This window comes from Candidatus Hydrogenedentota bacterium, from assembly GCA_019637335.1.
In the GTDB taxonomy this organism is placed as follows: Bacteria; Hydrogenedentota; Hydrogenedentia; order Hydrogenedentales; family JAEUWI01; genus JAEUWI01.
Map to the genome: position 1 here is coordinate 1 of JAHBVV010000028.1, position 12,092 is coordinate 12,092.

Below are 12,092 nucleotides of genomic sequence, written 5' to 3' on the forward strand. Positions count from 1 at the left end.
TGGGATGGGGCGTTGCAGTTTTTTCGGGCTTTAGGCTTTAGGCTTTAGGCTGGAGGGTTCAGGGCACGGTCAAGCTACCGCGCGGCTGGGGCCGCGCCGCTTGGCCGTGGCACACCTGGAGGGGGGCGGGGGTACAGTTGACAGTTGACAGTTGACAGTTGACAGTTGACAGCAGGGACGGCAGGGACGGCAGGGACGGCAGGGACGGCAGGGACGGCAGGGGCCGTGGCTTGAGGGGGCGGTGCTTTGCCGGGCTTCGGAGGCGCGGGTCAGTTTTGCTTATTCAGCCACTGGACGTACTCGATGATGTTGCCGTCGGGGTCGCTGAAGTAGAGCCAGCGGACGGTGTCGGGGATGAGGAGGGGGCCGTCGATGAGGGGCACGTTGCTGGACGCCAGGTCGGCGAGGGCGGTGTCGAGGTCGTCCACGCCGAGGGCCACGTGGGGGCAGTAGGGCTTTTCCACGGGGCGCGGCGTGTACGGGAGGGGCTGGCCGCTGGCGTCGATGCGGGCGAGCAGTTCGAGGTTGCCGCCTTCGAGTTCGAGGTAGGCGAACACTTCGCCGTGATCGCGGTCCTCCTTCTTGAAGAGGAAGGGCAGATCGAGGACGTCGCGGTAAAATGCGATCGCGCGGTCGATATCGCTGACCTGGAGCGCGACATGGTCGAGGCGGGGCATATTTCTTCTCCTTGGCGACACCTCAGGCGTCTGAGGTGCTCACCCTCGGTATTGGCTTTGGATCTTCGGACACCGTCATCCTCGCGAACGCGGGGATCCAGCGACGCGAACGCACAAACCTCCGAACTCCACTGGATTCCCGCTTTCGCGGGAATGACGCTGTAGGGCGTTAGCACAAAATTGTAGGAAATGCGCTCACCTTTCACGTTAAACCGACAGCCCCATTCGCGGGAATGACGAATGCTCGCAGCGCATAAGGGTATCACGGCCCTACGAATGCATTGCGTCAAACGGCCGAAGTGTTCCTCTCCTTCTTGTTTCTCTGATCGCGAGGCGCCGCCTTACCTGGCGCGGCCCGCTAAACCCCGGGGAGCCACTCTTCGAGGAGATAGCGGCAGTTGATCACCTTCTCCACGAGATCGGCGGGGATGTAGAAGTAGTGGTTCGAGGCCTCGAAGCCGAGGCGGGAATCGATGGATTGAAGGGCGTGCATCTGTTCCGCGCTTTCGATTTCGGCGCGAAGCAGGCGCTCAAGCTCCTGTTTCAATGCGGCTTTCGCATCACCCTCGGCGGTTGACAGGGCGTCCCGCGCCACGATGAAGGCGGCCTGATCCGCCACGCTCTGGAAATGCAGGGCGCAGGCGCGGGTAATCCGGAGTTCCTGTTCGAGGTTCGCCCGCTGCGCCGGGTTCAGCGCGCCCGCGTTCTCGTCCGCCAGCGCATCCGCGGCGGCGTTGAAGCCCGCGGCCATTTTGGCGAACTGCTGGATGAAAACCTCGCGCGGGAATTGCACGCGCCAGGTGTCGAGGGCGTCGTAGGGGAAGCAGACCATGGTGGAGCGGTAACCGGTGGGGTTGCCCCAGAGCAGGTTCGACGGGCCGACCTGCTGCGGTCCGTTGTACATCGTGCCAATGTGGTAGGGGAATTCGGAGTAGGCCAGGCTGACCTCGTTCCAGAAGCGCACGGCGGCTGGTGCGAAGTCCGCGCCGAAGCGATCCTCCGCCACCTCGCGCAGCGCCTCGTTCACCGTGATATTCGGATTCGAGCCGATCGCGGAGAAGACTTCCAGGTTCGGCGAGGGGTGCCCGCCGAGCGTCCAGCCGAGCATAATGCCTTCGACACCGGCCTCGCGCAGGCGCCGCGCATGCTCGGCGGCATTGGCGACCGCCGGGACATACGGCACGGCGGCGATTTCCCAGGTGATGTTCGCCTGCACCTTGGCGACGGTTTTCATGCCGCGATCCCGGGCGACTTTCCAGTGCGCGGTGGCGCGCGGGCCGGGTCCGACGGCGGAGAGGGAGTATTCGCCGACGCTCGTCTCCACGTCGCCGCGCACGACCGGGAGGTCCCACTCGCTGACGCTCATGAGCGCGACTTCCTTCGGGAGCCGCCCGATCAGCTCCGGGGCCCAGGCATTGTTCCAGCCCCAGTCCCACACGAGGAATTCCTTGCCGCCGCCGCCCTGCTCGATGCCTTCCCAGATCAGGGTGTTGACTTCGGCGATGACTTCCGGCGCGGTGCGGTCCTTACAACGCGGGCACTGCGGTCCGAGCCCGTGCGACCAGCAGCTGGTCAGGTTTTCGGAGGCGGAGATGGTGAAGAATCCGCCCAGATTCGGGACGGATTGGCTCACGAGGGCCACGGAATCGCGCAGCCAGTTGCGCACTTCGGGCAGCGAGGTGCACATCGACGAAACTTCGCCATGCGAGACGCCCTTCAGATCCGGGTGATCCTCAAAGAAGACGTGGGGCAGGCTTCGCGGCTCGTTCAGGTAGAGGTAGATGTCCACGCCGGCCTCCTTCACCCGATTCACGAGATCGTTGAGGTAGGCGAGGCGATCTTCGTAGCCCTCGCTCTTCGATGCGTCCCAGGGGAAGGGGGCGAGCTGGTAGAGCAGGGCGGGGATCCAGATTCCGCTCACGCCGGAGGCCTTGACCCGCTCCAGGTAGGCCGGGGGGAAGGGGTCGATATCGCTGTGTTCCAGCGGATCGCCGTAGAGCCCGAAGTAGGGCGCGCAGAAGCGCGGGTTGAAGATCTGATCAGCGGGTTCGGCGGCGCCGCCTTCAAACGGCGCGCTGAGGTGATCCACGAAGGCGAAAAGCGGCTCCTTTGGCGCCACGCCGTTCGGGAAATGCTCCTTGACCCACGAAGCGATGCGTCCGGCGGCGGCCCGGGCCTCTTCGGAAGGCGGGGCATAGGCGATCGGCGTGGAATTCGGCTTCAGGCTGCCGAACTTGATGAAGAGGAAGTCGTCCTCGCGCAGGACGAAATCGAGCTTCTCCGCGTCCCAGTCAAGCAGCTGGAGAAGTTGCTCATAGGGGAGAAGATGCCAGTTTCGCCGGATTACCGTGATGTAGGAGCGGGCTTCCTGTTCCGTGCCGATGGCGGGCGGGCCCTCGAGGCCGAGGCTGTGGCCGATGGCCGCGATCTGCTCGGGGGTGGCCTGGACCGCCGACGCGAGGCGATCAGCGGGAACCAGCGACCAGTTGCGCCATACGTAGGCGTGGAGCGCATCCGGGAAGTGGGGGAGGGCCAGGGGCTCGGGGGCGGAGCCCACGGGCAGGTTTACGCCGAGCAGGGCGATAAAAGCAAAAAGCTGGACGGACATCAACGGGACCTTTCGAGGAGGGTTGCCGACAATTGGTATTTGAGTAACAAATTAGCCGTCTGAAGTAGCGAGCATGTATAGTCCCAGGCACTCCGGCAATTTGAGAGGAAGCACAGTAAAAGGATCGCGGGCATTCCTGCCTGCGGCAACGCCCGCTTCGGCATTCGACGGGCATGGCTGGCCTGGAAAAGATTCCCCGCGTCCCCAAAACCGGAATGCAATGGGGAGCGGGGCCATTTCACAAGCGCAATGATCACATGAGGTCTTGCGCTCCTCCTGCCGCGGACATGAATGTCCGCGATCCTTCGATTCACGCTCTCTTGACCGAGACATGCTTTCACACCGGACATACCTCATTCCGCTAAAGTGTTACGTATGGGATAGCGTAGCCGCCGGCGGGCGAAAGTTCAACCCGCCGGGCGCCCGGATCAGCCCTCGCCGGCTGGCGTCGGCGCGTTCAGGGCTTGCACGTCCCGCAGGACGACATTGCGCACGTAGTCTTTCCCGGACTGGTAGGTGATCGGTTCCCCCTCGGCCTCGTACTTGACCACATTCGAGATGACGGACTCCGAGAGGGAGCCCCCGATCAGGATGGTGTGCTGCGCGCGGCTGATGACGTTGTTGATCATGATCCGGTACGTGTCGCCCAGCGGCGTCACACCGCCCCAGACGGGGTTGGCGTCGCCGATCTTGATGCCGGCCTTCGCGGGTTGTCCGGTGGAGGTGTCGATCAGGCCGTCGATGAGGACGTCGTGGATCTTGAGGCCACCGGCGTTGAGCAGGCGGACGATGTGGTGGCCGCCCGAGGTATGCCCGCGCACGTTGCGGATGAATACGTTCCGGATGTCGTCGAGCCCGTCGCCCCGGTTTTTGGCGGCGGTGACCATCATGCTCTCCGTGCTCCCGGCCACGGGGTCCTTTCCGAGGATGTTCGTCAGCGCGATGAGGTCGTCCCCGCTGTGGCCGGTGATGTTTTCGATGGTGATGTCGTGGCAGCCCTGGCGCAGGTCGATGCCATCCTGATTCAGGATGGTCTTGCGCTCGCCATCGATCAGCTTGAATTCCGCCGCCGAAAAATCCAGATCGCGCAGTGAACCGTAGGCGCAACGCTCCAGCGAGATCGCCCAGCCATGCGGATCCTTCATGTGGAGGTTCTGGATGCTGAAGTTTTCCACGTGGGCGAGCAGGATGCCGATATTACGCCAGTCGCCGGTCGGGCTTTCGCCTGCTTTGCCGGCGTCCGTGCCGAAGGTGCGTTCGCCCAGGGTCTTCGCGCTGTCACCCGTTGCGCGGGGCCGGTCCGCGCCTTCCAGCACGACGCGGCCGACACCCCGGATGTGGATGTTCTCCAGCGGCTTGATTTCCGTGATGCCGAGGCCGCAGTTCGCGCTGCGGATGAAGTTGTCGCGCGCCTGATCCGACAGCTTCAGGTGGCAGTTTTCGAGATCGAGAATCGTGCCGCTTTGGACGAGGATGGCGGTGTCCAGCAGCCACACGTCCCGCGCGCCGTCCGCCGCCAGGTTCCGCCGCGGAACCACGACGCGCGCACCGGTCTGCGCCGCCACCGCAATGGCCTTGTTAATGCGCTCGCTGTCGGATCCGGTGAAGTCGTTTGGCGTGACAGGCGCCGCGCCCGCGAGGGGCGCGAGCAGGCAGAGCAATGCGGCGGCGGTTGAGATCAGGTTTCGTCGGATGGCCGGGCGAATGGACGGGAAGGTCAAGGTGACGTTCCTTTCTGTTGGGTTTGCGGAGTGGGGAGGCCGGTTCGCGGGAAAGCGACGCCAGCCATCCATGGTTTGGTCGAGTGAAATTCAGTCGTATCGTCTTCGAAAGAAGACGGGGTCACAACGGTAGCGCGGACCAATGGGAGCGCAGGCGGCCCGCCTGCATCGCGCCGGAGGTGCTTCTGATCGGGTTGGCTATTCCGCCGGGCCTGCTTTCACACGGGCGAGTTCCGCGCTTAACCGCGCAACGATGTCCGGGTGCTCCAGGTAGAGGTTCGTGGTCTCGGCGGGGTCGTTTGCCAGGTTGTAGAGCTGGCCGGTGGGGCCGCCGGGCACGGGGTCTTCCCTGCGCGGCTGGGAGAACCCGCCCGAGCCGAGCGCGTCGATCAGTTTCCAGTCGCCCGCGCGGTAGAGCATGGCGCCGCTGCCGGCCTGCATCGCCCACGCTTCGCGCACGGGCGTGTCCTCGGGCTGATCGCCCAGCAGGACGGGCAGGAAGTTGACGCTGTCGGAGGCCTCGCCCGCCGGGACTTTGGCGGCGGTGAGCGCGGCGAAGGTCGCGAGCAGGTCGGTGAATCCGATGAGCTGGCCACTCGTGGTTCCGGGGGCGACCTTGCCGGGCCAGCGGACGATGAAGGGCACGCGGTGGCCGGCTTCCCAGGCGTCGCCTTTCATGCCGCGAAAACCGCCGGCGGAATCGTGGCCGAAGCGATCTACGTCCTCGTTGCGCCAGTAGGGGCCATTGTCCGAGGTGAAGATGAGCAGCGTGTCTTCCAGCAGTTCTCGCGATTCCAGCGCGGCGATTACCCGGCCCACCATGGCGTCGACCATCATCATGAAATCGCCGTACATGCCCGCGCCACTTTGGCCCTCGAAGGCTTTCGAGGGGAGCCAGGGCGTGTGGGGCGCGGGGTAGGCGAGGTAGAGGAAGAAGGGCTGATCCGTTTTCGCGCCGTGGATGACCTCGAAGGCCTCCTCCGTGAAGCGCGGGAGGACATCGGCGAGGTCGAGGTGGGGCGCGATGCCCCCGGCGCGCCAGAAGGCGCCCTGCACGGGGGCCCAGCCTTCGCTATGGTTTTCTTCGATGTGGTCCGTGGGCGGTTCCACGGCGCGATCGCCGTAGATGTAGAAATACGGTGAAATGTCCGTGGACGCGCGGATGCCGAAGAAGGTGTCGAAGCCACGATCCACCGGGCCGCCCGGCAGCGGCTTGTCGTAGCCCTGCTCGTGGAAGCCGAGGTGCCACTTGCCGACCATGTGCGTGCGGTAGCCCTGTTCTCGCAGGATGGAGGCGATCGTCGTGCGCCCTTCGGCGATCAGGGCGCGCTCGCGCCAGTCATCCACCCGCACGCGAAACGGGTACTCGCCGGTCAAAAGCCCATAGCGCGACATGTGGCACAGCGGTCCGGCGGCGTGGGCGTCGGTAAAGCGCATGCCCTCGGCGGCGAGCCGGTCGATATGGGGCGTCGGGATTTTCGCGTCCGGGTTGTATGCGCCGGCATCGCCGTAGCCCATGTCGTCCACCATGATGAGGACGATATTCGGATGATCGGCGCGAACGTCGAACGCCGCGGCGGACAGGAGTAGCAGGCTGAGGGCGAAATGCGCGCGAATACCCATGGAGGCTCCTTTCAACGGGGTGGATTACGAGACTCCGGGACAGTATGGCACGATTCTTCGCGCGAGGCCAGTTCAGGCGGGGCAATCGCATTGGTAAAACTTCAGCGGTCTGACGTGCGGAACAGTTTGTGTTCTTGCTAATGGAGCCGGTTGGTATGGAGCGCCGGCGGCCCGCCGGCCTTGCACCGAAGGTGCAAGAACACGTTGCAGGAGTCCACCGACAACACGCGGCTTCTGATGCAACGGTAGCATTTCCAGAACGCTGTCTTGCGCCGGCGGCGCAATCTGCCGGCGGGCCGCCAGCGCTCCATAGTTGAGTCTGCCGGCGGGCCGCCAGCGCTCCATAGTTGAGTCTGCCGGCGGGCCGCCAGCGCTCCATAGTTGAGTCTGCCGGCGGGCCGCCAGCGCTCCATAGTTGTATCTGCCGGCGCTCCAAAACGCTCACTTTCGTTGATTCAAGGTTTCGAATCGACTCAAGTCTATGCCCATATACCGAGATCGAGTTTAAATGCGATTGCCCCGCCGCTCAGGCGAGCAGCGCGATGGCGGCGGCCAGGGCGCGCGGCGCGGCATCCGGGGCGTCCTTTCCGGCATTCACAAAGATCGCCTGCCGCCAGGGGTGAGCGGGCGCGGGGGAAGGATCCCCGGCGAGGATGACGCGGGATGTGCGGAGGCCCGCCGGGACTTCACCGGAAACCGCCGCGCCGCCGCCGATGAGCACGAGGCTTTCGACGCGCCCGGGCCGGCGATTGGCCGCGCGCGCGAGCATATCGATCGGAATACCAAGCCCGGCAAGCAGCACGGGGGAGCTCGGCAGGGCATCGATCGCCCGGACGATGGCTTCGGTCGAATCCGCGCCGGTCAGCGCCAGCGGCGTTGCGGCGTAGCCCCGGTTGGCGAGTTCGGCGATGACCGCCTCCCAGCGTGTTCCGCCCGAGGCGGCGTCGCTGATCAGGACAATGTGCGCGCGGGTCGTTCGGGTGCGCGCTGATTTGCTCGCCGAGGTGGTTGGCGATATCCGTGATCGGGCGGAACCCTCTTCCGGTTCCGCGAGGCGCTGCAGGTGTTCCATGGGGTGCTCCTCCCGGGCCGTTTGCTGCGGGCGGCCCTATAAGGCAGGAGAAGCATGCACACCGATTCGCGGCTAGACTTGAACTTCCAGCATCGCCATGACCGCGGCCTTCGCGTCGTCGGGCAGATCGCCATTATCAAGCGCCTTCCGCCATTTGCGGGCCGCGCGGGCGTCCATGAGCTCGGCGGCGTGAAGCAGCGCGGCCTTCCGTACGCGCGGGGCTTCGTGGCCCGCCGCATCGATGAGGTCGGGGTGTGCGCCCGCGCCCGCCACCGAAGCGAGCAGGGAAAGCAGGTGGACCGTTTCGTTGGCGTCCGCACCCGCTTCCAATCGATTCCGGATGGCGCGTGCGGCGCGTCGGTGTTTGCCGTCGCCCGCGAGCGCGGCGATCACCCGCAGTTGCGTGTCGCCACTGGTCCGCGACAGCTGTGCGGCCAGCGCGCGCCGGGCTTTCGCGGTTCCGATGGCCTCCAGCGCGAGGATGGCGTCCGAGGCGAGTTGTTCGTGCGCGACGAAATCGCGCAGCGCGGAGACCGAGCGGTTCGTGCCGCACTGCTGCAGCTGGCGGATAAGGAACGACTGGATATCGGGATGCTTCGCGCGATCGAGGCCGTTGAGGAGCGCATCTTCCACGACGTCGCGGTCCCGGCCGGCGTCCGGGCGGCTGGCATAGCGGGCGAGCCCGGTGAGGGCGTATCGCGGCGCGTTGTCGTCGGTCGCGCCGAGGGGAACGAGCCGGTCGCACAGCGACGCGATGGTATCCTCGCCGGCGTCGATGAGGGCGTCGAAAAGTCCGTTGGCCTGGGCCGGGCCCGGTGCGGGAAACTGCGCCATGATGGCGTCCACATCCGCCGCGGGCGCGGCGGCGGCCAGGGGCAGCGCCAGCAGCCAGGGCAGGGTTTTCAGTGCAATAGACATGTCGTATATCCTCTTCCGCGTGGTGGCGACGTGCTTCGGGTGATTGGGGGCGATGCCGGGGCGTCAGACGCGCCAGGGGCCGCGCATGGGCGGGTTCAGCAGGCGGTTGGCGCCCTCGTCGTCGATGAAGCGAAGCGCGTCCGGGTCGAACTTGAGGTTTCGGCCGAGCCGGACCGCGATGACGCCGAGGTTGACCAGCGTGCAGGAGCGGTGGCCGTTGGCCTCGTTCAGCGCGAACTTCTGGCGCGTGCGCACGGCTTCGGAGAAGTCGGTGATCTGCGGGGCGGGATCGGGCAGGCTGTCGACCTTCTCCTTCAGGCCCGTGATGTCGGATTCAAACTTCGGGAAGAGCTTTCCCTCCGGGCCCTCGATGTAGGCCGCGCCTTCGTCCTTGCCCTCGCCGTCCAGGATCACCTCGCAGCCGTCGGCGTAACGGTAGGTGATGCGGCGCCACGAGCCCACGGCGTCGTCGTGCTGCTGCGGGGCGTCCACCTCAATTTCGACGGGGCTGGTATCGTCCTTTTCGAGGAAGTACTGCACGGGATCGAGGTAGTGCTGGCCCATGTCGCCGAGGCCGCCGCCGTCGTAGTCCCAATAGCCGCGGAAGGTGCCATGGGTGCGGTGGGCGTTGTAGGGCTTCCACGGGGCGGGTCCGAGCCACATGTCGTAGTCGAGGACGTCCGGAATGGGCTCGGGTGTGAGGTCGGTGCGCCCGCTCCACTGGAACTTCCAGTTGAAGCCGGTGGTGGCGCCGACGGTGACCTTCAGGGGCCACCCGAAGAGCCGGTTTTCCACGGCCTTCTTGATCGGCTTCACCTCCGTGTCCATGCCGTAGAAGCCGCTCTGGAATCGGAACCAGGTGTTCAGCCGGAAGATGCGCTCGTGTTTCTGGACGGCCTCGACCACCTTCTGGCTCTCGTAGACCGTGCGCGCCATCGGCTTTTCGCACCAGATGTCCTTGCCCGCTTCCGCGGCGGCGATGGAGATCAGGGCGTGCCAGTGCGGCGGCGTCGGGATGTGCACAATATCGATGTCGTCGCGGTCGAGCACGTCGCGGAAGTCGGCGTAGCCCTTGACCTCGTCGCCGGTGATGTCGCGGCCGATTTCCATGGCCTTTTCGAGCCGGGCGCGATCGACATCGCATACGGCGAGCAGCCGCGAACCGGGGTAGTTCAGGTGGCCGCGTCCCATGCCGCCCACGCCGAACACGGCCTTGGTGAATTCTTCGCTTGGGGCGACGTGGCCGGGGCCGCCGAGGGCCCTGCGGGGTACGATGGTGAATAGCCCGGCCGCAGCGGCGGATCCGAGGAACTGGCGTCGGGTAAACGCAGGTTTAATGCTTTTTTTCACGGGATTCCCTCTCCATTCCGGCCGCGCGCGTTGGGGCGCGGTGGTGGGTTATGGTAGTGGAGCGCGGCGGCGGAGGGCAAGTTGGGGTGGTCTGCGGTCCCCTGTCCTGCCAATGACTATGGTCGCTCAACTGAAGTCCCGCACCCACAAGCCTTCGCGGCAGAGCCGCGGAGCTTGAGGGTGGCGCCCGTGGCTCATGTTGAAATTTCGGTCTGCGGGTACAGCCACCGGCTGGTTTGGGGCCTTTGCTCCGGCTTTGGGCGGATTGGCCAGCCGGATGCAGGGCGCTGGTTTTTCTGCGGGTACAGCCACCGGCTGGTTTGGGGCCTTTGCTCCGGCTTTGGGCGGATTGGCCAGCCGGATGCAGTCCCCTGGTTGATTTGGGCGCGTGGGCCAGCCGGATGCAGTCCCCTGGTTCAGCTGAAGCGGAGGATGTCGAACTGGAGGAGGGTCCAGACCATGACCCAGCCGCCGAGGAGTGTAATGAGGGCGGCGGAACCGAGGGGTAGCAACTGGAAGAGGGGGTGGGCGGCGATCTGGCGTTGGCGCATGGATTGCGAGGCGCGGACGACGAGGAGTCCGATGATCACGAGGACGAGTGCGAGGCCGAGGCTGAAGGCGAGGATGAGCGCGAGGCCGTAGGCCAGGCGGCCCACCTTCAGGGCGAGGAGGAGGACGATCAGGGCGGCGGGGCAGGGGACCACGCCGCCGGAAACGCCGAGCCACACCACGTTCCAGAAGGAGGGCGCGGCCGCCAGTTCCGGGCCGGGGGCGCCGGATTCCAGTGCGTGGTCATGGCCGTGGTCGAGGCGCCAGGCGGCCCCGGCGCCCTGCGCGCTGGCGAGGAACTGCTGGTAGCGGCGGCGGAACAGGACCAGGCCGATCGCCACGATGATGCCGCCGGAGATGATTCCGGTCCAGAAATTGACCTGATCCTCGCTGAGCCAGCCTTCGAAATAGAGCGTGACGAGCCCGAGCAGGATCACGCTCCAGGTGTGCGTCAGTGTCACCACGATTCCGAGCGCGATCGCGTGCCAGGCGGTGCCCCGCTCGCCGATGAGGTACGCCGCCATGACGGTCTTGCCGTGCCCGGGCGAGAGGGCGTGGCCCATGCCGAGCGCCGCCGCGATGAGGAGGCCGAGGGCGAAGAGCAGGGGCGGAAGATCCCGCGTTCGTACAATGGCCGACATCCGGTTCATAAGCCGGGCCGCGAGTGTGTCCGGCGCCTGGCGCGTTCCGGAGGCCACCGTATTGGCGTCCACGCCATCCGCGACCTGAAGCAGCGGCTTCGCGGCGCCGGGGTCCGCCTCGCGGAAGCCGGAATCGATCAGGGCGGCGGCGATTCCGGCGCCCATGCCAGGTTCGCCCATTTCGGCGGCCAGCCGGGCGGTGGAGGTCCAGGCGAATTCCAGGGCCTCTTCGGGCGTTGCGCCGGGCGCGCCCGCGCCCTGGGCGGGGCGAAGTTGCAGGGTGAATGCCGCGCCGCGATTTCCGTATACCGGCGCCGCGATGGCCTCCTGGGGCACGGGCGCCTGGTTGCCCAATTCGCTTGCGGGGAGATCCGCGGTGGCGTCCTGGTAATTCGGCCCGGCCAGCACGAGGCATTCCCGCGTGCCCTGTTCATCGGGATAGTTGCGTGACGCCAGGGAGAGCTTGATCGCCTCGCCGTCGGGCCATCCGGCTTCCGACTCCAGGGTCAGGAGGATATTGAACACCACCATCCCCGCGTTGCCCTCAAGGAGGATGAGCTTGTAGCGATCGGCGGCGAGGGGCGCGGGTTCGCCGTTGATTTGCAACTCGATTTGTCCCGCCAATTGTGGAATACGCTGCGCGAGGTAGGTATTCACCTCGTCCTGGCTCACTTCGCTGTCGAAATCCCGGTCGAGGAGGTCCAGCTCCGTGAAGGAGGGGATTTCGGCGACGTCCAGCAGGTAGTGCACAGCCGGGCGCGGCCCCGTGGCGTCGAGGATGAAATACTGGTTGATGGAAAAGTCGCCCAGCGGGTGCGCAAAGGCCGCGGGCGCCCCCAACAGGCAGCACGCGGCGATCAGGGCGCCGGGGAAAAGGCGTTTTCGGATGGTTTTCATTAAACAGGCCACGCGGCGGGCTCCAGCTTCGGGTTG

General features: G+C 65.9%; 8 protein-coding genes. All 8 read right to left on the reverse strand.

Annotation, left to right across the window (positions count from 1 at the left end; genetic code table 11):
* Positions 1-269: 269 nt before the first annotated feature.
* A complete protein-coding gene (locus tag KF886_22010; GenBank protein ID MBX3180034.1) occupies positions 270-677 on the reverse strand; it encodes a VOC family protein in 408 nt (135 codons plus the stop codon).
* Between the two features lie 358 nt (positions 678-1,035).
* Positions 1,036-3,285: a hypothetical protein gene (locus tag KF886_22015; GenBank protein ID MBX3180035.1), complete on the reverse strand. Its 2,250-nt coding sequence runs from the start codon at positions 3,283-3,285 to the stop codon at positions 1,036-1,038.
* Between the two features lie 428 nt (positions 3,286-3,713).
* Positions 3,714-5,006, reverse strand: a complete 1,293-nt coding sequence (locus KF886_22020; protein ID MBX3180036.1) for a hypothetical protein — start codon at positions 5,004-5,006, stop codon at positions 3,714-3,716.
* 198 nt (positions 5,007-5,204) lie between these two features.
* Entirely contained in the window at positions 5,205-6,629 is a 1,425-nt protein-coding gene (locus tag KF886_22025; GenBank protein ID MBX3180037.1) for an arylsulfatase, read from the reverse strand.
* A 526-nt stretch (positions 6,630-7,155) separates the two neighbouring features.
* Positions 7,156-7,701 carry a hypothetical protein gene (locus KF886_22030; GenBank protein ID MBX3180038.1) on the reverse strand — a complete coding sequence of 182 codons (546 nt, stop codon included), beginning with the start codon at positions 7,699-7,701 and terminating at the stop codon, positions 7,156-7,158.
* A gap of 72 nt (positions 7,702-7,773) precedes the next feature.
* A complete protein-coding gene (locus KF886_22035) occupies positions 7,774-8,619 on the reverse strand; it encodes a hypothetical protein (GenBank protein MBX3180039.1) in 846 nt (281 codons plus the stop codon).
* Between the two features lie 63 nt (positions 8,620-8,682).
* Positions 8,683-9,969: a Gfo/Idh/MocA family oxidoreductase gene (locus tag KF886_22040; GenBank protein MBX3180040.1), complete on the reverse strand. Its 1,287-nt coding sequence runs from the start codon at positions 9,967-9,969 to the stop codon at positions 8,683-8,685.
* 416 nt (positions 9,970-10,385) lie between these two features.
* Positions 10,386-12,056 carry a sulfite exporter TauE/SafE family protein gene (locus KF886_22045; GenBank protein ID MBX3180041.1) on the reverse strand — a complete coding sequence of 557 codons (1,671 nt, stop codon included), beginning with the start codon at positions 12,054-12,056 and terminating at the stop codon, positions 10,386-10,388.
* Positions 12,057-12,092 lie beyond the last annotated feature (36 nt).